The sequence below is a fragment of the Noviherbaspirillum sp. genome, assembly GCF_035254865.1.
In the GTDB taxonomy this organism is placed as follows: Bacteria; Pseudomonadota; Gammaproteobacteria; order Burkholderiales; family Burkholderiaceae_D; genus Noviherbaspirillum.
The window spans coordinates 1-25,095 of record NZ_DATFAF010000090.1; the positions used below are offsets into that span (position 1 = coordinate 1).

Consider the following 25,095-nt stretch of genomic DNA (forward strand, 5'->3'; position numbering starts at 1 on the left):
CGTGTCCAAGCAGCGCTACAAAGGTCTGGGTGAAATGAATCCCGAGCAGTTGTGGGAAACCACGATGGACCCGACGGTGCGCCGTCTGCTGAAGGTGCAGATCGAGGACGCGATTGCGGCGGATCAGATTTTCACGACGCTCATGGGCGATGATGTGGAACCGAGAAGGGCGTTTATTGAATTGAATGCGCTGCAGGCGGGGAATATTGACGTGTAAGTTGACTGCCGTCCTTACTTTAAAATGGGGCTCAATATCGAGCCCTATTTTTTTGCACATCGATTCGAATTTATCATGAAGACATCGCCAGACCAGTTGAAGGCATATATCGAAGCGCCAGAGGGGCCACAGATTGAATTCAAGGAGGCGTCGCAAAACTACCACTTCGAAAAGCTGGTGGACTATTGTGTCGCGCTGGCCAATGAAGGCGGAGGCAAGATAATTTTCGGTGTGACCGATCGTCGACCGCGTCGAGTAGTGGGAACTGCTGCTTTTGTGGAGCCGGGTAGAACCGAAGGCGGTTTGTTTGAACGTTTGCGCCATCGCGTTCCAGTTGAAGAACTCTTCACACCCGATGGTGAACGCGTGGTGATAGTGCATGTGCCCAGTCGTCTGCCGGGCACTGCATGGAATCACAATGGCCGCTATCTCAAGCGTGCCGGCGAGGATTTGGTACCGTTAGGTGATGCGGAGCTGAAAGCGATGTTCGCCGAGGCTGGCCTCGATTTTTCGGCTGAAGCATGTCCCGGCGCAACACTCGCAGATTTGGCACCGGAAGCTATTGCTGATTTTCGCGCACGCTGGGCTAGGAAGGCTGCGGATCCGCGCCGGCTGCAATGGACAGATGAGGAAACGCTCATCAATGCTGAGTTGCTGGTCGATGGCCGGATCAATTACGCTGCGTTGATTTTGTTTGGTGCGCGATTTGCATTGGGAAGGCATCTGGCCCAAGCGGAAATCGTGTTCGAATACCGATCATCGGAAGCATCCGGTCCTGCGGCGGATCGCCAGGAGTATCGCGAAGGATTTTTCCTGATTCATGACGCGTTGTGGCAACGGATCAACTTGCGCAACGACAGGCAAAGTTATCAGGAAGATCTGTTTCGGATGGAAATTCCCACCTTCGATGAGATCGCGATTCGGGAAGGATTGCTTAATGCGGTTGCGCACCGGGATTACCGCTTGGGCGGCTCTGTATTTGTGCGCCAGTTCAGTCGCCGACTTGAGATCGTGAGCCCAGGTGGTTTTCCTCCTGGTATAACCGCCGACAATATCCTCGATCAGCAAAACCCACGGAACCGGCGGTTGGCCGAAGCGTTGGCGAAGTGTGGCTTGATCGAGCGTTCCGGGCAAGGCATGAATCTGATGGTGGAAAGCGCGATTCGGCAAAGCAAACCCTTGCCAAGTTTCGCGGGTACGTCAGCGCATGAAGTCAGATTGACGCTGGAAGGGATGGTCGATAACCCTGCCTTCGTACGTTATCTCGAACGCCTTGGCGACGCGCGGCTGCGATCATTCTCAACCCACGATTTTCTTGCACTCGACTACTTGCGGCGAGATGCTGTTTTACCGGAAGTATTGAAAGATCGTCTTCCTGGCTTGATAGAGGTTGGCGCCGTCGAATCCGTCGGCAGGGGGCGAGGCACACGATACATGCTGTCTCACGGCCTTTATGCCGCAATCGGTGCGAAAGGCACCTATACAAGGATGCGCGGACTTGATCATGAAACCAACAAGTCGCTCCTGGAGCAGCATTTGCGCCAACAAGGTGATAACGGAGCGCCCTTGGCGGAACTCCGGCAGGTTTTGCCCGCATTATCGGAAAATGCCGTGCAGCGACTTTTAAAAGAATTGCATGAGCAAGGACGGGTCGAGCTCAAGGGACTGCGGCGCTGGGCGCGTTGGTTCTTTGTCGAAAGGAAAGAAAAATAAAGCAAGCTTAATGATGTTTAGAAGCCTTAACAATTTAAAAACTTACATATAAATCAAAGACTTATAAAGTGCATCCAAGGCGGTTAAGATCGGCCTTGAGGTTTAAGAGCGCTTAAGACCTATTGAGCGAGCTGCACTCGCCGCCCGCGATCACAGCCCTGATCCGTACAGGTAGCGAACCGGGTTATTTGCGCAGCGGCTGGGACAAATGGATGGACTACTGCAAGACGCGTGGCACGACCAGTCATCCCTTTGGCGCAGCGAAGGCTAAGGAGGCCGTCGTCATCATCCCTGATTTTCTCCCTGTCGAGCAACGCCGCCATCGGGTGGCTTTGCAAGCTGCCCGATGGCGGCGTTGCCGAAACTGGAAATCCTGTATCAATCTGCCGAATAAATGTTGACTGGGGAGGCGCCGACGGGTTGACGAAATTTCGCTAACCAAGCCATCACCAGTGGCTGCATACTTCACATCAGTTCAATAACAGAAATCGGTTTTCCTATGTCCACACGTCTCCCGGTCGAACTCGCCAAAGCCTATCGCTTGCTGAATCATGGCCCGACCGTGCTCGTCAGCAGCGCGCACGGAGGTGCGCGCAATGTGATGGCGGCGGCATGGTCGATGCCGCTGGATTTTTCGCCGCCGAAGGTGGCCGTGGTCATCGATCGCAATACGCTCACGCGTCAACTGGTCGAGGGTTCCGGCGAATTTGCGTTGAATATTCCATCAAGGGAGATGGCGAAGGCGACGCTGGCGGTTGGCTCGGTGTCGGGACGCGAGCACGACAAGTTTCGCGAGTTCGGTTTGGCTGCGTTTGCTGGCGACACAATCGCAGCGCCTTTGCTGGAGGGCTGCCTGGGCTGGCTGGAGTGTCGCGTGATCCCCGAGCCACCTATCCAGGAGCGCTACGATCTGTTCCTCGGCGAAGTGGTGGCGGCATGGGCCGATGCGCGCGCGTTCGGCAACGGGCGCTGGTCGTTCGAGGCGGGCAGTCCGCGCAGCATTCACTACGTCGCGGGTGGCAATTTTTTCGAGACCGGCGAGGCCTTCGAGGCGGACAAGCCGTGCTGAAATTTTAAGCAACAACATTCCTGCGCTTGCCGATTCTCGGAAAGCGAACTGATCCGTCACCTGCAAAGAACTCCCGCGATCGAGGTGATCGCGGGAGAAGAACATCCTCTGGAGACATAGAGGCGGAAGTCCCGCACGGCTTGGCGCAACTCCCTCGCACTACGCAGCAAGTGTCTCATTTCAATCCTTTCATTTGCCTGTCGATTTCGGCGCGCAGTGAAACGGTATCGCTCTGTATCCAAATGACCACAAGCTTTCAATTCCCGAAAGCAAACTGACAGGTTCGCAAAGCTACTCTTGCCGCGTCATTCAATGACATCGCCGCGGCAGTGGGACGCTGTTCATGACGAACAAGGCCGGGCGCCAACAAATATTCATAGGAGAGGAAACAATGAAAAAATCACTGATTGCGCTGGCGGTCCTGAGCGCATTGGCAGGCACGTCCGCGGCACAGACGAACGTCGCCATCTATGGTGTGGTCGACGTCGGCATCAGCCGCACCGATGTCAGCAACGGCGCGGCGACCTGGGGCATGGACAGCGGCGTGCAGTCGGGCAGCCGGCTCGGCTTCAAGGGCACGGAGGATCTCGGTGGCGGCATGTCGGCCAGCTTCAATCTGGAAAACGGCTATGCCGTCGATACGGGCGCCATGAGCGGCGGCCTGCTGTTCGGCCGGCAGGCGTGGGTCGCACTGAATGGCGGCTACGGCACGGTGCGTCTCGGGCGTCAGTTCACGCCGATCTTCCAGGTGCTCGACGATATCGATCCGTTCGGCACCGGACTGTCCGGTGCGATCAACAACGTGTTCAGCACCTATGGCGTGCGCATGAACAATACGGTGAAATACCTCACGCCGCAGCTGAACGGCTTCTCCGGGCAACTGGCCTATGGTTTCGGCGAAGTCGCGGGCAACACGTCCGCCAGCCGTCATCTCGGCGCATCGGTCGGTTACGTCAACGGGCCCTTGAATGTGCAGTTCGCTTACCACGACGCCAACAATGCGACGGACACCGGCAGCACCAACACGGCGCTGCTGGCGGGCATGTACGACTTCCGCGTGGTCAAGCTGCATGCGGCCTTCGCGACGAACGGCGACGACACCACCGGCGCCGCGTCGAAAAGCCGCAGCCGCGATGTCATGCTGGGTGTGAGCGCGCCTGTGGGCAGCGTCGGCACCGTGCTCGCTTCCTGGATTCGTCATGATCAGCGCAGCGGCGCAGTCGGTGGCGTGGACCGCGACCAGTGGGCGATCGGTTATCTGCATTCGCTGTCCAAGCGCACCAATCTGTACACCTCGTATGGTCGCCTGAATCTGAAGCCTGCCGGTTCGGCGGATGTATCGGCCTTCTACGCGGGTATACGACATAAGTTCTGACAGGCTGTTGAGAAGCAACTGCGCGGGCCGGTGTTTGCGCCCGCGCAGGCCATGCACGAATTTGCGAGACGCTATGCGACTACTTCTGGCGGAAGACGAGCAGGAACTGGCGAACTGGTTGTGCCGCGCGCTCCAGCAGAACGGCTATGTCGTCGACTGGGTGGATGACGGCCGCCTGGTCGAGCATCGCATCCGGCAGGAGAAGTACGATGCGCTGATCCTGGACCTCGGCTTGCCGGGCAGGGGCGGGCATGCGGTGCTGTGCCGCCTGCGCGAGGCCGATGCGCGGATTCCGGTGTTGATCCTGACGGCGCGCGATTCGCTGATGGAGCGTGTCAGCACCTTGCGTGAAGGCGCGGACGATTTCGTCGCCAAGCCTTTTTCCATCGATGAACTGGAAGCGCGGCTGATGGCGCTGATCCGGCGTTCGCGCGGCTCCGAACATCCGCGCATGGCGTGCGGTCCGCTGGTGTTCGATACGAAGACGCGGCAGTTCCTGTTGAACGGCAATGTGCTGAGTCTCTCGAAGCGTGAATACACCTTGCTGCGCGCGCTCATCCAGAATCCCGGCGAGCCGCTGTCGAAACAGGAAATCCACGACCGCGTGTTCGCCGACGAGGTGGATGTGCTGCCGGAGGCAGTGGAGGTGCTGATTCATCGCGTTCGCAAGCGGCTGATCGGCAGCAGCGTGCATGTGGTGACGCTGCGTGGGATCGGTTATCTGCTGGAATTGAGATAGGCCTGGACAAGTCCATGACCTCGGTTCTTGCATGTCATGCAATTCGGCATAAACGTTTGTTTCTGACAGCCTGTTGACAGCTTCAGATTGCTAAAGTCCACCTACACCCGGAGCGGTCTGCGTATCCGGGAAGATGACAAAGGAGAAGACAAAATGAAAAAACTGTATTGCGCACTCGCGCTGAGCCTCTGCGTCGGAGCGGCCGTGGCCGGCCCGTTCGACAAGACCGAATGCATCGCCGGCGCCAAACCCGGCGGCGGCTTCGACCTGACCTGCCGACTCGCGCAGAGCGGCCTGTTCGACGCGCACCTGATCAAGGATCCGATGCGCATCACCTACATGCCGGGCGGCATTGGCGCCGTGGCCTACAACGCGATTGTCGGCCAGCGTTCGGCGGAGCCGAATACCATCGTCGCCTACTCCGGCGGTTCGCTGCTCAATATCGCGCAGGGCAAGTTCGGCAAGTACACCGAGAGCGACGTGCGCTGGCTGTCGATCGTCGGCGCCGATTACGGCGTGGTGGCGGTGCGCAAGGATTCGCCCTACAAGTCGCTGAAGGATCTGGCCACGGCGCTCAAGGCCGACCCGAGCAAGATCGTGTTCGGTGCAGGCGGCACGGTGGGCAGCCAGGACTGGATGAAAGCCGCCCTGACGGCCAAGATTGCCGGCGTCAGCCACAAGACGATGCGCTTCGTTGCCTTCGAAGGCGGCGGCGAGGCGATGTCCGCACTGCAGGGCGGTCATGTTCAGGTGTATTCCGGCGACGCGTCCGAACTTTCTTCGCAGATGAAGGCCGGCGCTAACGTGCGTTTGCTCGCGGTGTTTGCCGACAAGCGCCTGCCCGGCGATCTGGCCGAGGTGCCGACCGCCAAGGAGCAGGGCTATGACGTGGAATGGCCGATCGTGCGCGGCTTCTACATGGGGCCGAAGGTCAGCGATGCGGATTTCAATGCATGGACCGAAGCCTTCAACAAGATGATGCGCACGCCCGAGTTCGCCAAGCTGCGTGAAGAGCGCGGCATGTATCCGTTCTCGATGACCGGCCCCATGCTCGACACCTACATCAAGCGCTACGTGCAGCAATACCGCAAGCTGGCGGAAGAGTTCGGGCTGGTCGGAGCGAAATGATGAGCGACCGCATCCTCGGCTTGCTGGCCATCCTGGTGGCCGGCAGCATGGCGGTGGGCGCCTGGGGCTATGTCGCACCGGTGGAGTATGAACCGGTCGGCCCGCGCGCCTTTCCTCTGCTGCTTGCTTTCGCCATGGCCGCCTGCGGCGGCTGGCTCGCGCTACGGCCGGGGCTGCCGGTCGACTGGCCGCGCGGCGCGCAATTGCTGCACATCGCGATCTGCGCCGGCGCCGTCCTCGTCTACGTCGCACTGTTCCAGACGCTGGGTTTCGTGATCGCGACCGCGCTGATGGCATTGCCGGTCGGCCGCGTGTTCGGCGGCAGCTGGCGCCAGTGCGCGCTGGGCGGCATCGGCCTGGGCATCCTGCTGTACGTGCTGTTCGACCGCTTGCTCGACGTCGTGCTGCCGCTGGGCATTCTTCACTGGATTGGTTGAGGGGAATATGGAAACTTTGTCACACCTGGCCACCGGCTTCGGCGTCGCGATGCAGCCGATGAACCTGCTGCTGGCGACCCTCGGCGCATTCCTCGGCACCGTGGTCGGCCTGCTGCCCGGTCTCGGGCCGATCAACGGCGTCGCCATCCTGATGCCGCTCGCCTTCGCGCTGAAGCTGCCGCCGGAAGCATCGCTGATCCTGCTGGCCGCCGTCTACATCGGCTGCGAATATGGCGGGCGCATCTCGTCCATCCTGATCAACGTGCCCGGCGACGCCGGCGCGATCATGACCGCGCTCGACGGTTATCCGATGGCCAAGAAGGGATTGGGCGGCGTGGCGCTGTCCATCTCGGCCTGGAGTTCCTTCGTCGGTTCGATCGTGGCGACCATAGGCATTGCGATCGCGGCGCCGCTGCTGGCGCAGTGGGCGCTGGCTTTCGGCCCGGCGGAATACTTCGGACTGATGATCTTCTCCTTTGCCTGCATCGCGGGACTGATCGCGGACCAGCCGGTGAAGGCCGTGCTGGCCACCATCATCGGCTTGTCGCTGTCGACCATCGGCGTGGATGCCAACTCGGGCGTGTATCGCTTCACCTTCGACTCGGTGCACCTGGGCGACGGCATCCAGTTCATCGTGGTGGTGATCGGCCTGTTCTCGGTCAGCGAAATCCTGCTGATGCTGGAGCACGCCTTCCACGGACCGGCCACCATCCCCGATACCGGACGCAACATGTTCAACCTGCAGGAGATGGCCTACACCTGGTGGGGCACCCTGCGTTCCTCCGTAGTGGGCTTCGTGGTCGGCGTGCTGCCCGGCGCCGGCGCCACCGTGGCCAGCGCGATCACCTACTCGATGGAAAAGCGCCTGACCGACAAGGAAGGCACCTTCGGCACCGGCGACATCCGCGGCGTCGCGGCTCCGGAGGCGGCGAACAATTCGGCGGCCAACGGCTCCTTCGTACCCATGCTCACGCTCGGCATTCCGGGTTCGGGCACGACGGCGGTGATGATGGGCGCGCTCACCCTGTACAACATCACGCCCGGCCCCGCGCTGTTCCAGCAGGAGCCGAAGCTGGTGTGGGGCCTGATCGCGTCGATGTTCGTCGGTAACGTCATCCTGCTGATCATGAACATTCCGCTGGCGGGCATCTTCACCCGCATGCTGAAGGTGCCGAACTGGGCCCTGGTGCCCGGCATCATGGCGGTGAGCGCGGTTGGCGTGTACGGCGTGCACGCGACCACCTTCGACCTGGTGCTGATGGCGGCCTTCGGCATCCTTGGCTATCTGCTGCGCAAATGCCAGGTGCCGATGGCGCCGCTGATCCTTGGCTTCGTGCTGGGCGACATCATGGAGCAGAACCTGCGCCGCGCGCTGTCCATCACGAATGGTGATGTTTCGATCCTGTGGCAAAGCCCGATCTCGATCGGACTGTGGTTGTCGGCAGTGGCGATGGTGTTCGGGCCGCGCCTGTATCGCAAGCTCAGGCGGCAGCAGGCGGTGGTGGGGGCTGCAGTGTAATCGCAGTCTAGGAGCGCCGCCGGTTTGCCAGGGTCATGGCGTGTAGTCACTACTCGATCCATGAAAGACACGAAGAATCTTGCTTTGCATTTTTTCGTGTTTTTTGTGGACGATAGTAGTTCATGCAGACGAATTTAAGCGGCGCGGTGCAACGCTATGGATGTCCACGGAAAACACGGAAAGGCGCAATATTTTTTGTCTTTTGTGGACCGTCATGAATTCCCTTTCATAGAACAGAAACTGCTTTCAACAAAAGGCATGGAAGAGACTCGGCGCGTCTCGCGAAAAGTACGCAGTCCAAGGATGCATGTAACAGTCGCTTGTGGGCGCCCAGCCCGGTTCTTCGTCCGCAGCCATTACAGTAACTTGTCATCAACGTCTCCGTCACTTTAAGCAAGTGAATCAAGCTGGGGACGGTCCGCTAAGGGGGGCGAAGCCGGCTGTCACAAGAAAATAATGACGGACAGAAATCGGCCATAAGGAGTCAGTAACGGGCGATCTTGAGCGCTCAATACCGGACCTTCGACGTCTCTTGATTCCTTCTTGGAAGCAGGCGCCTAGACGCCGCCAATAGCTACCATTCTGCAATTTCTCGGCCATTAACCGTTTGATCTTCTCAGGTTCCCATTTGTTGCTAGACAATACAATGTCTCCCAACACTGGGGTCTATATATATATATATATGGGTCGGTGACAACTAGAGAGTTACTTGACGAGTTGTCTCCGTAGTCTCTTTAACAGCACGGTAGGGCGGAAACATGAATGAAAATATACAACAACAAATTTTAGCCAAAGCAAGCGAATTGAATCGCAATTCGTCCGAACATCGTGCAATAGTTCAGGAGATAGTGGGAGAACTTCGGGCGCATGTTGATGGGATACGCAAACTTGAAGAAACTCGAATCGTATCGCATGTTGCGAGGCTTACCGCTTACACTCTAGGAGTTCCCGTATCGATACCGCTAAGTTCAAATACGCTCTTTACACGAGGCGTAAAGTACTCGGAGGATGATGGCGGCGTCTTCTACAGAAAAACTTCTCGCCTTTCATATATTCCTTCAGAAATCGCACACAAGACTCGCCAGAATAGATTGAATAAAGCAGGCGAGTCTATCTTCTACGCAAGCTTAGATACCCAAAACGCTAGCGTGAGCACCGTTTTAGCAGAAATTGATGCGAACAAGGATGACGTTATTAATCTTCTCTATTCGGTAACTCGAGGGGATAAGCCGGGGGCTCTGCATATTATGCCGATTGGCATCATGGACTATTTTAGGCGTGGCATTCCGGTGCCATTTAATTTGCATCCAACGTTCAAGGAAATATATGAGCTACTTCGGAAATTCGCAAATCCGATCGCAATGGAAGCAGTCCATTTATGTGATGAGTTTATGAATTCAATTTTGACGGCAAAGGTAAGCGATAAAAAAAATGAGGAGAGTTTCGGCCTCTACGATGTAACCTGTGCCCTCGCAAAAGACTTTTTGTCTGCACCCCAGCTTGATGGAATTCTTTATCAATCGACGAAATCTTCGAGCTTCCCAAATGCCGCGTTGAAACCTGCGTCTGTGGATGAAAAGCTTCGCTACGCAGGAGCGGCCGCATATAAAATTGTAGATAAACTTGGAGAAGCGCAATTTACTCTGCGATGCCTTGGAAATGGCATAGTTGAGGACGATCAGATCATCTGGATAACCATAAATCTATGGAAGACAATTCCGCTCGCCTTTATCGGATCGTTGGTTTTGACCGACTCAAGGAAGAAATTGCCAATAAGGCGCTCGGATTTGTTACTTACGACGCATGGGAGGATCCTTCGGAGGGACCAATTCTGCGAGCGCTTGACTCTGACGAGGGTAGTAATCGTGTTCGTGACTGGCTTCTACGAAACGGACATAAGAATGCTCAAATGCTCGTCGGGATACTCTCAGATCTTCGCAAAACCGTTCACATGCAGTCGTGGTCTGCAGAGGATGAAAGCTCGTTGATGTGGGAAGCGTATGGCAAAAACGGGCGCGCTATTCGGATCGGTACGACGAGGGAAAAAGTTGGTTTACTGAAAGATGTCTCGGTCATCGACGTAGACTACAAGGAAATCAAACTATCACCCGAACTTAGTCGGGTATTTCGAGATGGTCAGATTCATCTCGGTGAAGTTTTTCGCACAAAGAAACCGATCTACAGACATGAGTGCGAGTGCAGATTGATGTCAAACATCGATACATCATGGATCGAAAAAGGAAGACTTCCTTTTTCTGCACCTCCGCAAGCGATACGCGCGAGCATTCAAAGTCTCGTCGATCAGGGCGCAATGACAATGGCTCAACTAGAAGAATCGATGGCCGCTTGGTTCAAGCAAGCGTGCGTTAAGCCGATTTCTTTCGCACATGTTCCAAACTTTATCGACTCAGTTCTTGTGGGGCCACGGGCGACAGCCGAGTTTTCTTTAGAGATTGAACAATATTGTCGCGATAACGGAATTGGTTTTGTGGGGAAATCCAAAATGCTCGAGTTTGAACTTCCTGCAGATTAAATACACAACCCAGAAACCTTAGTTTTTCCGAAATTCGGCTTGAACTGCCCCGGCTTTCGATGAAGATGGGTCAGTTCAGCTTGGTGAAAAGCGCGTTGCACCTGATTGATCGCAATGGGTTGCCAGGCACCTTTTACAGCCGGTGCAAGATCGTCGGGTAGGCGATCTATCCCAGACATTCCGGAATCTTTGCGCACCGCGTACTGCCGGCCATGACCTGTCGTTGGGCAATCTTCTAAGTCGGAGTGTTTGTGGGCGCTTTGAAGGTAAGGTGTCTCCTGACACTAACCGAAGGTACACGCAGAGATCCTGGCGACCACTATTTTCCTCACAGCCAGTCTTGAATTCTTTTCAAGGCTGGCTGTCACAGCCATACGGACAGTGCTGTTACACCGTTGTCTCAACGAAGGAGAAAACCATGCTTAAACGCCTGCTTTTCATGTTTGCCGTTCTCTGGATGTCGATTGGCTTGGCCTTCGCGGAAGTCGATGTGAACAAGGCTGACGCCTCCGCGCTAGACGGCATCAAGGGCATCGGCCCGAAGATCTCTAAAACCATCATTGACGAACGCAATAAGAACGGCAAATTCAAGGACTGGAACGACTTTGAAAGCCGGGTCAAAGGCATTGGCGACAAGAGCGCCATGAAGATGTCCGAAGCGGGCCTGACCATCGACGGCAAGTCCAAGCCGGGCACGACAACTGCGTCAAAAGACCAGAAGACGAGCACATCGGCTGCAGCAGCGACGTCGTCCTCTTCTCCCAGCCGTAACAAAGCGGATAAATCTAGCGGCGCAAGCATGAGCAGCGGGGGCACTGCTGCGAGTGGCAAGGGCAGTTCTAGAATAGACAAGAAGTCGCAGTCGGGCACGTCCGCTACGCACTAACACGCCAGACGCACGACTCCAGACTAGTCACTATCTTCTGTGTTTAGTCTGGAGGACACATACGCGTTGGACTGCCCCGAGTCCGATCGACACTTCTGGCCTACGGCCTAGCGATCACTGTAGCGCGATGCTTTTCGGAAACCAATTGTGTGCATCGCAAATTCACAACAATGCATTCTGATCCGAGATTTCCATTATGCCTGCCTTCACAAGAATCCCAGACAGAAAAGCGCGGCAATTTTTGCCTTTTTGGATTTTAGGTCACAGGCTGCAGACTGGTTCATTGATGGGTTTCAATCGATTTCTCGATATTGCTAGTAACGTCCCTATACGCGCTTCGTTGTATTCACGGGGTTGAAATCCACTCTCGGTGATCCAACCCACTCGACTAGGAAAGACTATGAACGAAATTATCCAGCGTCTGATTGAACGAACGGGACTGCCAGAAGATAAAGCAGCGGTTGCAGTGGAAACAGTGGTCGGATTTCTAAAGGAAAAGCTACCTGCGCCGGTTGCCTCTCAAATCGACAGCCTCATGACTGATGGATCTGGCATAACTGACAAGCTTGGCGGGATCGGGTCTAGTCTTGGTGGCATGTTTGGGAAGAAGGAATAGTCATCCTTCTTTCCACATATCTGCAATGCCTTGGGGAGTCGAAACATCGCAGAGGAGAAGGTCCACATACGTGCACCAGATAGTTTGGCTCAGGGAGGACCGTGCGCCGGCCATTTCACGTCATCGTTACGTCACGTCGCAGATCATTTTGAATGCTAGCCGTCGCTAGCCGCGCTACACCAGTAGAATGTTTTCATGAATGTAGAGGTAGTTGTCCTCAGTGTCTTTGAACCAAGCCGCCTTCTCCTCACCGAGCACGCGGACATGGGCTACGGTTTTCAGTTCGGCCAAATTGTAAGCCTTGAACACTGTGTCGAATGGCTGCTTCGGAGAGGCTCGTCCGGCGGGTTTGGGTCGGGCTCAGGCAAATCTCTTCGGTAGCCGGCCGACCGCTTTTGGTCTGTTATCGCGCACTCCATAAAATCGGCACAGAATGAAATTCCTTTCAAAAACGGGAGGAATTCATGGAAGCGAACATTAACGCCTCTGCAACCCATAGTCCGTGGAATAAGGGGAAGCTAGTCGGTCAAAAGGCGCCGCTGAAGCTCAGAGAAATCTGGGAAATCCGTACACGCCTACAAATGGCCCATAAGGTCCGCGATCTCGCTTTGTTTAACTTGGCCATCGACAGCAAGCTGCGCGGCTGTGATCTCGTCGGATTGCGTGTCTGCGACGTATCGCAGGGATCGAAGTCGACGATGCGCTTGAAATTGCCGAACAGATGGAAGTTTGATGTACGAGGCTGGTGACGGTTGCGGGGTCGCAAGCCGCACGATAGCGGCCACTGTGTGCGTGCGGTTCCTCAGCCAACACCGGCCACTCCATCAGCCGAGCGCACCGACTGCTTGTAGCCCGACACCGGACGTTTGGAACCAACGTATCGAAGAACAAATCCGGCGCAAAAGCGGTTAGTGATGCCATCTTTTTGGGCAGTTTCTTCCTCGGGCTCAAGTGTTGGTGTGCTCAGGAGGCACTTCCGCCGGATTTGGCAAAAGTGCCGCAGACTGTACCAAGTCTGTCTTTTTCATCGTTCCACAGCCAAGTACGAAGCTCGTCATCGTGAGTGCGCCCATGGTGCCGCCGTCCACCAATACTTCCGCCGGTTGCTTGGCCGCAATGGATAGGCCAGCTAAATAAGCCAAAGGGAGGAAATGCTCCGAAGTAGGTACTGCCATGGAATACGCGGGATGGTTCGCGATGTTCATGAGATCTTCGGGCCTCGTCGTCATCGTTTGCCTGACCGCAATGTCGAAGTCCTGTGCTCAATCGTAAGCTTGGTCTGTCAGATGCGAATCAACCCGCCGCAGGTTGTGTACCACATTACCGCTGCCAATGATGAAAATCCCCCGTTCCCTTAGTGGCGCTAACCGTGCCCCAAGCTCAAAGTGGTATCGAATGTCTTCACCTGCATGGACAGAAAGCTGTACGACTGGAACGTCAGCCTTGGGGAATACGTGGGCGAGGACTGACCAAGTGCCGTGATCCAGCGCCCAGCTATCCTGATCGAGCGCGACAAACCCCGGACGAACCACCTGCACGATTTCCTCTGCAACATCAGGTGCCCCTGGGGCAGAATAATCAAATTCGAACAACTCTCTGGGAAAACCATAGAAGTCATGAATGACGCGCGGCTTTGGCATCGCCGTCACCGCGCTGCCATTGATGAACCAGTGCGCGGAGATCGCCAACACAGCGCGGACGCGGTAACGCTTGCCCGAGTTCGCGCCAGGCTGCTGTAAAGCGGTTGTGCTCTAGCGTGTTCATGGGGCTGTCGTGGCCTATGAACGCAGTGGGCATTTTGGCGACATGGTTCATGGTTCGTCGCACTCCAAGTCGCCGTGGAACTCCAGTTCCCCGTGTTACAGAATGGCTCTTATCCTGGTGGACTTGTTCCTGGCAAGGGCGCAGCCGCTCAGGATATTGTTTACCGGCGGTTGCAGCCCATTTTGTGCTAACAGCAGTTAGCCTGCAAACAGGGCAGCGTTACTCTATTTCACCATGCCGAACGGGTCTGGCACGACATGCTGGTTCGCGTTATTCCAAAAGTTTTGCACTATAAAGCCGTATTCCGGCAAGTTCTCAACGAACGGCGCAAACATGTCATTACCGGATGGCAGTTTCCAGTCGGCCTGGAGTTCACACGCAAACGCAAATGTGGTGACCGGTTCGGCACCCGCGTTGGCCATGCGCAGCATGGCGGCCTCGACCTCGTAACGGTTCCATCCGCCACAGGCATCGATCACAGGAAACACCTTGTACCCATCCTGCAGCATTGAAAGGGTTGGAAATGCACAGCACGTTCCGATGGTCACCCCGGAGATGACAATGTGCCGCCGTCCGGTCTGGTTCACCACGTCTTCCAGCGCCTTTCGGAACGTGGGATCCTCGTAACAATTGATGATGCCGGTGCGGCGGTAGATAGGCTCTTCGGAGAAAATCTCCTTGAGTTCAGCCAGCGTGTCGCCATTCTGCCATTGTGCATTCGAGCTCGATAGCAGCACCGGAATCTTCAGCGCCTTGGCGGTACGTGCCAATCCGACTACATTGCTTTTGTATTCCGACAGCGAGGTGAAGTCCCGGATTCCGGCCATCAGTCCAATTTGATGGTCGATGAACAACATGATCGTATTGGCAGGCGTGGGTTTGTCGTAGGGAGCGCGCCCCTGGCGGCGTGCGTCCTCGACGGATGTTTTGGGGGGCAGGATTTGGGTGTTGGTCGGGCTGACAATATCCGCAGGACGCGTGGCCATCATGATCCTCCTTCATCACCGAGTGTGAAATCGATGAAAATGCTCTCATATATAGCGGGTTAATGACTATGCATCTCACTGCGCGTTGCTCCGTAGAAGTGATAAACGATGCGCTGAGAAAATACTGGATATGTAGCCTTTAATCACTTCTTGGGCAGGATGGCCGGACGCCTATACAGCATAGGACATACATCGCGAAAAGGAAGCGGAGCAGCGGCGATGCTCGAAGCGGGATAAAGTCTACTGGACCTGCCGAGCAAATCGGGATGGTGAAGCAAGCGCGTTGGCAGCGGCATTGCTTGCGGTTTGTCCACCCATGCTGCGTCTTTCAAGCGTCATTATGAATAGGGCTCATTATGTCTTCCGATCGTACCGATCCCTCCTCACAAGCACGGCCTGCCGCAGCATCCCCCGTGATGCTGCAAATCGGCGCAACTGAAATCATCGTGCAGTGGCAAGACCAAACCAGCTCGCAGGTGATGCAGGCACGTTTGCCGTTCGGCCATGCCAACCTGTTTGGAACGGACTTAAGAACGCCATCGGCATTCGAGATGGAATCTGCAATCGAAATTGTGGAAGAGCATGTCATGCCGTTGGCACGCAAAATTGAAGCCGTTACTTCACGCGAGATTCTGGTGAAGGATTTCCCGACCCCTGCCCGCTTTTCGAGCGAACCGGACTCAACCTTCAATCTTGATGCCGTTGAACGGGAATTCAGCCACATTGCTGCGGTTACCCAAGGTCGATCTTATTCCGACATAGAGCCGGTAGAAATGCGGTCGTTTTCAGCCAGCGTATTGATTCTTCGGGAGTTCATGCATCATCTTGGAATCGAAAATGGAACGGTCAATTGCCTAGTCACCTAAACTCAAATTCCTTTCAGTGAGCGCGGCGAACATCAGTGCCTCGCTGATTTCGACCATGATCTGCGCTGACAGCGGATCCCAGCAATACCTCTCAGCCTGCTCCATTGCGCGCTTGCTGGCGGCTTTCAGGTAATCCTCTTCCATAAAGCACAAAACCCGCCTTGGCGGCGGGCTTCTTATGCCCTCTGACGGGCCAAAAATCAACACCCTCTCAGAGTGGCTTGTGTCTGCGGCCGCTTTCTGTTGTTAAGCTGACTTTAGAATTATTTCGTTGAATGGCGGCAACGGGTCGGGTCCCGTCGTTTGTTACTGGCTACAATCGGCCAAGAGCGGTCTTTGGCCTTACCGCAAAACAGTAGTTTGAGCGGCTGTTCCACTTCGAAACCCGACATTTGGCGAAAACTTTTGCCGGGTGGTTGTGAGAATTTAGGCCAACTGAACCATGTGCCCAAACGCATTACTTGCGCGGACCATGAAGTTTTGTTTTCCCCCACCGCTTTTCCAGAGCACCTGTTGCCGCAGATTTCAACAACTTCTGAAAGCTAGGGCATTCAACATGGCTGGGGGCCGGACAAGCCGCCGCATGGCGGAGCCCGCTACTCATTGCTTTCAAGCGTTTGATAAGCGCATCAATTTCGTCTGCCTTCGCAGCAAGCAATTGCCTGTCGATATTTGGCGGACCATATGGCGACAGCATCGACCGAATTTCGTCGAGAGCTAGCCCAGCAGCCTGCCCAAGGGCTATCAAGGCCAGTTGGTCCAGCACGTTTGTGCCGTAGCGGCGCCGCTCCCCTTTTTCGCGAACCGAGGTGATGAGTCCCTTTTGTTCGTAGTAGCGCAGGGCCGACGAAGGTATCCCGGTCTGTTTGCTGACTTCAGAAATATCCATCCAAATACCTCTTGACTTGAAGTTGACTTCAACTTCTAGAGTGCACTCCAGAGTCTCATTCGTCAACTTTCAAAGGAGTACGTCATGACCTTAATTGAAGAAATCGTGAGGGTCATCCTAATAGGGTGCGGAGCTACATTCGTCATGGATATCTGGCTGATGTTCCTTAAGCGGTTCGGGGGGCAGGCCCTGAATTTCGCCTTCATCGGGCGTTGGGTCGGGCATTTGTTCCATGGCCGGATTGCACATGCGTCAATCGGCAAAGCGTCGCCAATAGCGAATGAAACCTCATTGGGTTGGATCACCCATTACGCAGTAGGCATTGCCTTCGCATTCCTGCTGACAAGGATAGCCGGTGTCGCTTGGGCAAGAGCGCCTTCGCTCGGCATAGCTCTTCTGGTGGGTGTTTGCACGGTGGTATTTCCGCTCTTGGTCATGCAGCCAGCAATGGGCCTGGGAGTTGCAGCCTCAAAGACACCCACACCAATCAAGAGTTGCATCAGAAGCGTGATCAACCACAGCGTTTTTGGCCTTGGTCTTTTCCTGTCCGCTTGCGCCATCGAATGGATTTTTCGATGAACGCCTATTCCCTAACCAAGAAAACCAAATTTTCTTCGGAGTCATTGAAATGAAAAAACTAGCCGTCATCTGCCACAGCGCCCATGGCCATACCGAGCATATCGCCCAGCATGTTGCCGAAGGAGCGCGGAGCATGCCCGATACCGAAGTTCATCTCGTCAAGGCTGAGGAATTAACCTCGACGCCCAACAATCTTCTTGAGTTCGATGGTTTCCTCTTTGGCTCACCCACTTACTTGGGCGGTGTTTCAGGGCCCTTCAAGAATTTCATGGATTCGACCGGCGGGCTGTGGCGCACCCAGCAACTCAAGGGAAAACTGGCCGCCGGCTTTACTGTTTCATCGCTTCCTGCCGGTGATAAACAATCGACGTTGATCTCCTTGTTCACCTTCTGCATGCAGCACGGAATGCTGTGGGTCGGCAATCCCATCCTTCCCGAGCAGCATCGCGGCGTTCCTTATGACGAAGCCGCTAACCGCCTGGGCTCGTGGTCCGGGTTGATGGCTCAGGCCGGGCACTCGGCAGCCGCTGATTCCTTTGTTGTCGGCGACATCAAGACAGCCAGGATGTTTGGCCGAAACTTTGCCGAGACAGCGCACCGCCTTTCTAACAAAACGCTTAATTGATTAGGAGAAAATCCTATGATTCCCAAAAAATATGGGGCGATGTTGTTCAGCCTCCTTCTTTCCGGACTGATGTCGCTTTTGGTCTCCGGGATCGCGACGCTTCGCGCTGCGGGATTGGCTGACGGCTTTCTGGCCCTCTGGGTGTCAGCCTGGCTCACGGCCTGGTTGATCGCATTTCCAACAGTCATGCTGGTCGCGCCATTCACGCAGAAAATAGTCGGCGCTCTGGTGACGAAAACTTGAGGTGTCTGTGTAACTTCTTGAACAGAAAGCAGCCATTGGTTGATCTGGGGAAGGTGAACGGTTTAGCGCGTTTTCTTTTTCACTGCAACCCGCCCCCGAGGCGGGTTCTTTCTGATGCCTGCCTCATAGGCCAAAACACTTTCCATGGAGGTCAACATGGCATCACGTCTCAACAAGTTGGTCCATCAAGCTACCGAAAAGACCATTACCTTAGCCAGTATTGGCGATTCACCCAGGCCATCAATGCGGAAAATTGCGGTATTTGGCAAGCCTGCAGGAGGGAAATCCACCTTGAGTAAGGCAATCGCCAGAAGAACAAATATTCCTCTTCATCCCTTAGACCTGATTGAATACGAAGTCGGCGGCTCCAAGGTGCCTGAGAGCGTCTACCTCGAAAGACATGCAGCGATTCTCAGGCAGGACTGCTGGCTGATTGAGGGATTCGGCACCCTGACGACCTTTCGCCAGCGCCTTGCTGAAGCGGACACCTTGATTTATGTGGATAGGCCGATGTGGCAGCATTGCTGGTGGGTCGCAAAGCGATTCGTACTTAGCCCGTTCAGGAAACCGGAAGGGTGGCCTGACGGAAGTCCCATGGTCCGTAGCACGGTGACGAGCTGGTGGAATCTTTATCGCGGAAAAAAAATATGGACCTGCGAATTTCGGAAAAAAATCGAATCGTATGCGCCACAGAAAAATGTGTACGTTATTTCCTCGGATAGGGACGTTGCCAGACTAATGAATGACATTGAAGACTTCATGCAAGTCGAGTAAATCCGCAGCCAAATTCGGCATCAATTCATTTAGATGACGCCCCGGTTCTTGCCACCCTTGGCATTGAATACATCAATGCCGAAATCAACCAAACTTATCGCTGGGGCCTCGTGCCGGACGCTTGTTAATTTAGCGGTAAGCTATTACAGAGATCACTATGTGCCTCGCATCGTTTCGGATCCTTACTCTGGCCTTTTTATCTACTTGGGCGTCCTCAGTGCTTGCTTCGGTAGGCATGGTGGAACTCCCTTCAAATCCGTCATCCGGCCCAGTCACGATTTTTTACCCCGCAACCGCAGAGGCCAAACTGCACCATCGTGGCGGATTTCAGTTGGAGGTTGCCTTGGATGCGCCTCCTGCATCCGGCAATCAACGCCTCATTGTAATCTCGCATGGATCACCCGCATCGCCATGGGTCTACTTCGAATTGACTCGAACATTGGTATTGGCAGGATTCACTGTCGCACTACCCGAGCACTTTGCGGATAACTACAAGGACGACAGCGAGCCCGGCCCTCCGAGTTGGAAGCGCCGGCCGATTGAAGTTTCCCGAGCCATCGACAGGGTGCGTGACGAGCCATTGTTTGGCCACGCCTTGGACTTCACACATGTTGGAATGTATGGCATGTCTGCCGGCGGCCATACGGCGTTATCGCTTGCAGGGGGACGTTGGTCTCCATCCCGACTTCGCGCGCACTGCCGACAAAATATCGCCGATGACTTCCATACCTGCGCCGGTCTGACCACATCTCTGACAGGTGGGCCTCTGGACAGAATAAAACTGGCAATCGTCCTGTCCGTCCACAACTATAGGTTCAACGACTACGCTTGGTACGAGCACGTGGATCCGCGTATCACGGCCATTGTTGCGGGTGTGCCAGTCGCGGCCGACTTTGACCCAGAATCCTTAAAACAGCCACGAGTTGCCCTCGCGCTTATTACGGCCAGACTTGACCGCTGGCTCGTTCCCAGGTTTCACGGCGACGCGGTACTTGCAATCTGTAATACCTGCGAACACCTTGCCGATCTGCCGAGCGGAGGCCATGGGGCGTTGCTAGCTCCATTGCCTGCTGAAATGTCCCAACTCGTAGCCACTTTGATCGGAGACCCGCCGGGATTTGACCGTCGCTCCGAAGTTCCGAGACTCAATGAAGCTATTACCTCCTTCTTCACACGAAAGCTGGCAGCAGGGCGCAATTGACCGCTAACAATTCGCTGAAGTGAATGCCATATGGCGCCGCTGAGCGTTGGCGTTACAGCGTCCGATTTGGGAAGTGTCAGCGACCGGTTCGGGTAGATTTGAGTCCAACGCCTTCCTTTTTCCTGCAGCCGCTTTCCCGTGTTTAGCTGACGGTGGCGAAGACCGCCGGACTGAATGCCTACCTCGCCGATCACGCTGAAAACGAACGCCGGAGTACGCAAAGGATTCATTCAGTGCCTTCCGTGTATTCCGTGGACATCCATTACGTCCTCGATTTCCCCTGATGTCAGACCGCCGCCGACGCGGCGAACAGCGCTCTCGCACCGGCTGGATAAAGCCTGTCGCATGGGCTAAGCTGACAGGATTTTCAACCCTGATCCGAACGCGATGACCACGAAGACAATCCCCGCTACCCTCATTCCCGGCGACGGCATCGGCCCCGAAGTCACCGCGGCCACCGTCAAGGCGCTGGAGGCGCTCGGCAGCCCCTTTGCGTGGGAGACCCGGTACGCCGGCATGGCCGGTGTCGAGCGCGGCGGCGATCCGCTGCCGCAGGAAACGCTGGACAGCATTCGTCGCAACGGGCTGGCCTTGAAAGGTCCGCTGACCACGCCGGTCGGCGCGGGGTTCCGTTCCGCCAACGTGCGCATGCGCGAGGCCTTCAAGTTGTTCGCCAATGTGCGTCCGGTGCGCACCATCATTCCCGGCCGCTACGAAGACATCGACATCGTGCTGATTCGCGAGAACATCGAAGGCTTGTACGTCGCGCATGAACACTTCATCCCGGTCGGCGACGATCCGCAGGCGGTGGCGGTGTCCACCGGCATCAATACGCGCGAAGGCGCGCGCCGCATCGCGCGCTATGCCTTCGAATACGCGGTCAAGCATGGCCGCAAGAAGATCACCATCGTGCACAAGGCCAATGTGCTGAAAGCCCTGACCGGCATCTTCCTCGAAGCCGGACGCGAGGTGGCCAAGGAATACGAAGGCCGGGTCGCGGTCGATGATCGCATCGTCGATGCCTGCGCGATGCAGCTGGTGCTCAATCCCTGGCAGTTTGACATGCTGCTGTGCACCAACCTGTTCGGCGACATCCTGTCGGACGAGCTGGCCGGCCTGGTCGGCGGCCTGGGACTGGCGCCCGGTGCCAACATCGGCAAGGACGCGGCGATCTTCGAGGCGGTGCATGGCTCCGCGCCGGACATCGCAGGCAAGGGCCTGGCCAATCCGATTTCGCTGTTGCTGGCCGCCGGCCTGATGCTGGATCACGTCGGGCAGAGCGATCTGGCGACACGCCTGCGCAACGGCATCCAGCAAACCCTGATGGAAGACCAGGTCCGCACCCGCGATCTCGGCGGCAGCGCATCGACCGATGAATTCACCGCGGCGCTGGTCAAGCGTCTCGCCTGAAGCGTCCTGCGGACCCGCTCAGGAAAACAAATCTTTCCGATGCTACACTGGACGCAGCTTCGCGCTGCGTCGGTGGCATCCTGAATCCGGCCGGCGCGTTTCACTCTCAGGGAAAACGTGAAAGACGCTGCGACACCATCCGGGATAGAAACCGAGCTCGAAAAATATCGTCGCCTGTTCCGCTCCATGCCGGACTATGCGACCTTCTCCATTCTGAAGACGGGCGAGTTCATCGACGTCAATCCCGGCTTCGAACGGCTGACCGGCTATCGGCGTGACGAAGTCATCGGCCGCACCTCGGCCAGCATCGACCTCTGGGTTCATCCCGAACATCGCGCAGCGATCGTCCAGCGCTTGCAGACGACGGAGACGACCTCCATCGAGACCCAGTTCCGCGACCGCTCCGGCAACATCTATGACGTGGATGCCTCCATGGCCATCTTCAACGTCAATGGCGAGGCATTGCTGGTGGCGACGGCGCGCGACGTGACCGCGCGCAAGCGCCAGGAGCAGGAGCTGGAGCAGTACCGCACGACGCTCGAAAAGCTGGTGGAACAGCGCACCATGGAGCTGGAATCGGCGATGCAAAAGCTCAAGGAGCTGGCGGCCCATGATGAGCTGACCGGCGTCGGCAACCGGCGCGATCTCAACCTGCATCTTGAGCAGGAATGCGCGGCATTCAAACGGCTTGCCGTGCCGTCGAGCGTCGCAGTGTTCGACCTCGACAACTTCAAGATGGTCAACGACTGCTACGGCCACGCGGCCGGCGACGCAGTGATCAAGGCATTTGCGCAGATCATCCGGCGCGAAATGCGGGTCGTCGATTATGTCGCGCGTTACGGCGGCGACGAGTTCGTGCTGCTGCTGAAAGGAATCACGGCGGAGGCGGCGCTCGCTCCGCTGGGCCGCATCCGCGAGGCGGTGCTGGCGCATCCATGGTCAGCGCTGATTCCGGATGTCGCGCTGACGACCTCGATCGGCGTGGCCTCCTTCCATCCTTCCGAATCGGCGGACGACACCTTCCGCCGTGCCGACAAGGCCTTGTATCAGGCCAAGCTGGAGGGGCGTAATCGGGTTGTCATCGCAGCGACCCCATAGAGCGCCTATCAAAATGCTGCTGCGCAGCCCGATCCTGAACCTGCGATGCTCACCGTACATCATGTGCGGCTGCGCTTCTCGATTCAGGCTAGGGCTGCTCGCTATGCATTTTGATAGGTACTCTTGGCAAGCCCGGAGAGTGCTCATGTCCACTCAGTTGCGCTCGACGGATTTCCTGTCCGATGCAGACGACTGCGGACGCAACGCAGCCATCACCACCATGCGTATGAGTTCCCTGTTCGTCTCCGCGTCCTCCCGGCGGGGATGGCGCGGCAGCAGGCCTGCCTCGATCGCTTTCTTGATGGCCGCCTGCAGCATTTCATCAGTGAGGTTCATGGCGTACCTCGTCCTGGAACGGTTGCTATGCTCAGAAGCTGGCGTTGGCGTTCGCAAACTGCGTCGGGCTGACATCGAGCTTGAGCGGGCCGAAGCCGGCACCGATCACGCCTACGTTGTTCAGCGCGTTGACGTTGATGTTCTGCAGCTGGACGATGTTCTGGTTCACGCCGACGTTGACGTTGGCTACCGGGCCGAGCCCGGCGAGCCAGGAATTGCCGCCGCGTACGGATGACATGGTTTTGCGGTCGAGTTCCCTGGTCTGGTCGAGGTCGTGAATCGTGATGTGCGACATGCTGTTCTCCTTGAATGCGTTGCGAACGGGCGGAGGCATTCGGCGCCTCCGCCGCAAAATGGATTAGTGGCCGAAGTTGATGGTGTTGGTGCCGGTCTGGTGTGGGTTCACGTTGGCCGTGATGTTGTCCGCGAAGGCGACGTTGTTGCCGTTGTTGACGAGCGTGTTCTGGCTCTGGCCCAGCGCTTGCGTGGCGCTGAAGTTGAAGTCGCTCTTCGAGATGTCGGTCATCGGGCCGAAGAAGGACGGCATGTAAGGCGATGCGCCGGAATATTTGCTCATGCCCGTGCCGCCATGCACGCTGGCCATGGCTTTGCGGTCGAGTTCTTCGTTGCGGACGAGGTCTTTGATGATCAAGGTTTTCATTGCGTTGCTCCTGAAAGGAATTAAAGGATTCGAGGTTGGTGTAGCGCGTTTCCTTGCGCTTGAAGGACATACAGCAGGGAGCGTGCCAGTCGTGGCTCGCGGCTCGCGGTGCGCACGCAAGCGCTTGAAAATCAAGGAGAAATTCGGATCAGGCCGGTGTGAACGAGGCGCGATGCTTGACATGCGGACAAGCATCGCTGATGGGTTGGAACCAACACATTGGGGCGGACTGTTCGTTTTGGTGCAACAGTCGATGGTGCGTGCGAGGAGGACCGGCTATGCGCTTGTCCGATTGATCATGATGACGGTCTGCCTGTGCTGTCTCAGGCTTTCGCGGCCCCGCATTCCGGATTCAGCAGATTGGCCGGGCGGCCGCCGGTGAGCGCCGCAATCAGATTGTTCGCCGCAGTGTTGGCCATCGCGCGCCGCGTCGGTTCGGATGCGCTGGCGATGTGCGGCGTCAGCACCACGTTCGACAGCGTGAGGAAATCCGGATGGAGCTTCGGTTCGTTCTCGAACACATCCAGGCCCGCCGCCGCGATCTTTCCCGATCGCAGCGCCGCGATCAATGCCACATCGTCAACGATGCCGCCGCGCGCAATGTTCACCAGCGTGGCCGTCGGTTTCATCAGCGCCAGCTCGGCGGCGGCGATGGTGTGATGCGAGGCCGCGGAGTAGGGCAGGACCAGGATCACGTGATCGGCATTGCGCAGCAGATCTTCCTTGCCGACATAGCGCGCATGGTTGGCGGCGCGTTCCAGGTCTTCGCTCAGGCGCGAACGGTTGTGATAGATCACCTGCATGCCGAAGCCGGTCGAGCGGCGCGCAATCGCCTGCCCGATGCGGCCCATGCCGATGATGCCCAGCGTGGTGCCGTGCACGTCCGCGCCGAGGAATACGTCGTAACGCCACTTCTCCCATTTCCCCGCGCGCAGCCAGTGCTCCGACTCGGTGATGCGGCGCGCGGTTGCCATCAGCAATGCCCAGCCGAAATCGGCGGTGGTTTCATTGAGCACGTCGGGCGTGTTGGTCACCATGATGCCGGCCTTCGTCGCGGCATCGAGATCGATGTTGTTGTAGCCGACCGCCATGTTGCAGATGGCCTTGAGCTTGGGGCAGGCTGCGATGGTTTGCGCTGACACGCGCTCGCTCGGCGTAGTGTAGACGCCGTCCTTGTCGCGCATTTTCTGCGCCAGCTCCTGCTCGGAAAAGATGCGGTCTTCCTGATTCGACTCGATCTCGAAATAGTGCGACAGACGCTCCAGTAAGTCGGGAAAGACGGCGCGGGTGACGAGGATGCCGGGTTTGGTCATGGCTGTATGCAAACGCTGAGTGAAGTGCTGAAATACTAACAGAGCAGCATCGTGCGCGTTTGTTCGCTAAGACCGCCAGGCAGGGCGCTTGCATGAACTCACTGCTCTGTCCACGGAA

At 56.7% G+C, this 25,095-nt stretch carries 30 protein-coding genes and 1 pseudogene; 22 read left to right on the forward strand and 9 right to left on the reverse strand.

Annotated features, from left to right (window positions below; genetic code table 11):
• From VJ651_RS22705 to VJ651_RS22770, 14 genes and pseudogenes are all read left to right on the forward strand, one after another.
• Positions 1-217, forward strand: a pseudogene (locus VJ651_RS22705) (hypothetical protein); the annotation flags it as partial.
• A gap of 75 nt (positions 218-292) precedes the next feature.
• Positions 293-1,930, forward strand: coding sequence for an ATP-binding protein (locus VJ651_RS22710; protein WP_324109611.1), 1,638 nt, complete (start codon positions 293-295; stop codon positions 1,928-1,930).
• 122 nt (positions 1,931-2,052) lie between these two features.
• On the forward strand, positions 2,053-2,331 hold the full coding sequence (locus VJ651_RS22715) for a hypothetical protein (RefSeq protein ID WP_324109612.1): 279 nt from the start codon (positions 2,053-2,055) through the stop codon (positions 2,329-2,331).
• 98 nt (positions 2,332-2,429) lie between these two features.
• Positions 2,430-2,999 carry a flavin reductase family protein gene (locus VJ651_RS22720; protein WP_324109613.1) on the forward strand — a complete coding sequence of 190 codons (570 nt, stop codon included), beginning with the start codon at positions 2,430-2,432 and terminating at the stop codon, positions 2,997-2,999.
• A gap of 391 nt (positions 3,000-3,390) precedes the next feature.
• A complete protein-coding gene (locus VJ651_RS22725; protein ID WP_324109614.1) occupies positions 3,391-4,374 on the forward strand; it encodes a porin in 984 nt (327 codons plus the stop codon).
• A gap of 73 nt (positions 4,375-4,447) precedes the next feature.
• Complete coding sequence (locus VJ651_RS22730; RefSeq protein WP_324109615.1) at positions 4,448-5,113, forward strand: response regulator; 666 nt, start codon at positions 4,448-4,450, stop codon at positions 5,111-5,113.
• A gap of 153 nt (positions 5,114-5,266) precedes the next feature.
• Positions 5,267-6,241, forward strand: coding sequence for a tripartite tricarboxylate transporter substrate binding protein (locus tag VJ651_RS22735; RefSeq protein ID WP_324109616.1), 975 nt, complete (start codon positions 5,267-5,269; stop codon positions 6,239-6,241).
• Positions 6,241-6,678: a tripartite tricarboxylate transporter TctB family protein gene (locus VJ651_RS22740; protein WP_324109617.1), complete on the forward strand. Its 438-nt coding sequence runs from the start codon at positions 6,241-6,243 to the stop codon at positions 6,676-6,678. The genes VJ651_RS22735 and VJ651_RS22740 overlap by 1 nt, the downstream gene beginning before the upstream one ends.
• A 7-nt stretch (positions 6,679-6,685) precedes the next feature.
• Positions 6,686-8,197, forward strand: coding sequence for a tripartite tricarboxylate transporter permease (locus VJ651_RS22745; RefSeq protein ID WP_324109618.1), 1,512 nt, complete (start codon positions 6,686-6,688; stop codon positions 8,195-8,197).
• A 758-nt stretch (positions 8,198-8,955) separates the two neighbouring features.
• Entirely contained in the window at positions 8,956-10,185 is a 1,230-nt protein-coding gene (locus VJ651_RS22750) for a hypothetical protein (protein WP_324109619.1), read from the forward strand.
• A complete protein-coding gene (locus tag VJ651_RS22755; RefSeq protein WP_324109620.1) occupies positions 10,182-10,730 on the forward strand; it encodes a hypothetical protein in 549 nt (182 codons plus the stop codon). Before VJ651_RS22750 ends, VJ651_RS22755 begins: the two co-directional genes overlap by 4 nt.
• A gap of 418 nt (positions 10,731-11,148) precedes the next feature.
• Positions 11,149-11,616, forward strand: a complete 468-nt coding sequence (locus VJ651_RS22760) for a helix-hairpin-helix domain-containing protein (protein ID WP_324109621.1) — start codon at positions 11,149-11,151, stop codon at positions 11,614-11,616.
• A 400-nt stretch (positions 11,617-12,016) separates the two neighbouring features.
• Positions 12,017-12,232 (forward strand): hypothetical protein, encoded by a 216-nt coding sequence (locus tag VJ651_RS22765; protein ID WP_324109622.1) that lies wholly within the window; start codon positions 12,017-12,019, stop codon positions 12,230-12,232.
• Between the two features lie 464 nt (positions 12,233-12,696).
• Positions 12,697-12,981 (forward strand): recombinase XerD, encoded by a 285-nt coding sequence (locus VJ651_RS22770; RefSeq protein WP_414691384.1) that lies wholly within the window; start codon positions 12,697-12,699, stop codon positions 12,979-12,981.
• Positions 12,982-13,179: 198 nt separating this feature from the next.
• Here VJ651_RS22770 and VJ651_RS22775 read toward each other — a convergent pair whose 3' ends face one another.
• From VJ651_RS22775 to VJ651_RS22785, 3 genes are all read right to left on the reverse strand, one after another.
• Complete coding sequence (locus VJ651_RS22775; RefSeq protein ID WP_324109623.1) at positions 13,180-13,437, reverse strand: hypothetical protein; 258 nt, start codon at positions 13,435-13,437, stop codon at positions 13,180-13,182.
• Between the two features lie 57 nt (positions 13,438-13,494).
• Complete coding sequence (locus VJ651_RS22780) at positions 13,495-13,920, reverse strand: class III extradiol ring-cleavage dioxygenase (protein ID WP_324109624.1); 426 nt, start codon at positions 13,918-13,920, stop codon at positions 13,495-13,497.
• A gap of 300 nt (positions 13,921-14,220) precedes the next feature.
• Complete coding sequence (locus VJ651_RS22785; RefSeq protein WP_324109625.1) at positions 14,221-14,985, reverse strand: isochorismatase family protein; 765 nt, start codon at positions 14,983-14,985, stop codon at positions 14,221-14,223.
• Positions 14,986-15,395: 410 nt separating this feature from the next.
• Here VJ651_RS22785 and VJ651_RS22790 point away from each other — a divergent pair, with 410 nt between their 5' ends.
• The gene (locus tag VJ651_RS22790) at positions 15,396-15,848 is read left to right on the forward strand and encodes a hypothetical protein (RefSeq protein ID WP_324109626.1); all 453 of its coding nucleotides are present in this window, start codon (positions 15,396-15,398) and stop codon (positions 15,846-15,848) included.
• Here the strand turns inward: VJ651_RS22790 and VJ651_RS22795 are convergent.
• Together VJ651_RS22795 and VJ651_RS22800 are read right to left on the reverse strand one after the other, a co-directional pair.
• Positions 15,837-15,992, reverse strand: a complete 156-nt coding sequence (locus VJ651_RS22795) for a hypothetical protein (RefSeq protein WP_324109627.1) — start codon at positions 15,990-15,992, stop codon at positions 15,837-15,839. The genes VJ651_RS22790 and VJ651_RS22795 overlap by 12 nt on opposite strands.
• Positions 15,993-16,305: 313 nt before the next feature.
• The gene (locus VJ651_RS22800) at positions 16,306-16,737 is read right to left on the reverse strand and encodes a helix-turn-helix domain-containing protein (protein WP_324109628.1); all 432 of its coding nucleotides are present in this window, start codon (positions 16,735-16,737) and stop codon (positions 16,306-16,308) included.
• An 84-nt stretch (positions 16,738-16,821) separates the two neighbouring features.
• On the opposite strand from VJ651_RS22800, the gene VJ651_RS22805 reads away from it, so the two are divergent.
• The 7 genes from VJ651_RS22805 to VJ651_RS22835 all read left to right on the forward strand — a co-directional run bounded on the left by VJ651_RS22805 (position 16,822) and on the right by VJ651_RS22835 (position 22,667).
• The gene (locus VJ651_RS22805; RefSeq protein WP_324109629.1) at positions 16,822-17,316 is read left to right on the forward strand and encodes a DUF2938 domain-containing protein; all 495 of its coding nucleotides are present in this window, start codon (positions 16,822-16,824) and stop codon (positions 17,314-17,316) included.
• Positions 17,317-17,365: 49 nt separating this feature from the next.
• Positions 17,366-17,941, forward strand: coding sequence for a flavodoxin family protein (locus VJ651_RS22810; protein ID WP_324109630.1), 576 nt, complete (start codon positions 17,366-17,368; stop codon positions 17,939-17,941).
• A 15-nt stretch (positions 17,942-17,956) separates the two neighbouring features.
• Positions 17,957-18,184 carry a DUF2798 domain-containing protein gene (locus tag VJ651_RS22815; RefSeq protein WP_324109631.1) on the forward strand — a complete coding sequence of 76 codons (228 nt, stop codon included), beginning with the start codon at positions 17,957-17,959 and terminating at the stop codon, positions 18,182-18,184.
• A 156-nt stretch (positions 18,185-18,340) separates the two neighbouring features.
• Positions 18,341-18,958 carry a hypothetical protein gene (locus VJ651_RS22820; protein WP_324109632.1) on the forward strand — a complete coding sequence of 206 codons (618 nt, stop codon included), beginning with the start codon at positions 18,341-18,343 and terminating at the stop codon, positions 18,956-18,958.
• Positions 18,959-19,115: 157 nt separating this feature from the next.
• Entirely contained in the window at positions 19,116-20,159 is a 1,044-nt protein-coding gene (locus VJ651_RS22825) for a dienelactone hydrolase (protein ID WP_324109633.1), read from the forward strand.
• A 387-nt stretch (positions 20,160-20,546) separates the two neighbouring features.
• The gene (locus VJ651_RS22830) at positions 20,547-21,569 is read left to right on the forward strand and encodes an isocitrate/isopropylmalate dehydrogenase family protein (protein ID WP_324109634.1); all 1,023 of its coding nucleotides are present in this window, start codon (positions 20,547-20,549) and stop codon (positions 21,567-21,569) included.
• A 117-nt stretch (positions 21,570-21,686) separates the two neighbouring features.
• Entirely contained in the window at positions 21,687-22,667 is a 981-nt protein-coding gene (locus VJ651_RS22835; protein ID WP_324109635.1) for a diguanylate cyclase, read from the forward strand.
• Positions 22,668-22,820: 153 nt separating this feature from the next.
• Here VJ651_RS22835 and VJ651_RS22840 read toward each other — a convergent pair whose 3' ends face one another.
• The 4 genes from VJ651_RS22840 to VJ651_RS22855 all read right to left on the reverse strand — a co-directional run bounded on the left by VJ651_RS22840 (position 22,821) and on the right by VJ651_RS22855 (position 24,977).
• Complete coding sequence (locus VJ651_RS22840) at positions 22,821-23,003, reverse strand: hypothetical protein (RefSeq protein WP_324109636.1); 183 nt, start codon at positions 23,001-23,003, stop codon at positions 22,821-22,823.
• Between the two features lie 31 nt (positions 23,004-23,034).
• Positions 23,035-23,298, reverse strand: coding sequence for a hypothetical protein (locus VJ651_RS22845; protein WP_324109637.1), 264 nt, complete (start codon positions 23,296-23,298; stop codon positions 23,035-23,037).
• A 63-nt stretch (positions 23,299-23,361) separates the two neighbouring features.
• Complete coding sequence (locus VJ651_RS22850) at positions 23,362-23,664, reverse strand: hypothetical protein (RefSeq protein ID WP_136419987.1); 303 nt, start codon at positions 23,662-23,664, stop codon at positions 23,362-23,364.
• A 323-nt stretch (positions 23,665-23,987) separates the two neighbouring features.
• Positions 23,988-24,977, reverse strand: a complete 990-nt coding sequence (locus tag VJ651_RS22855) for a D-glycerate dehydrogenase (RefSeq protein ID WP_324109638.1) — start codon at positions 24,975-24,977, stop codon at positions 23,988-23,990.
• Between the last annotated feature and the right edge of the window lie 118 nt (positions 24,978-25,095).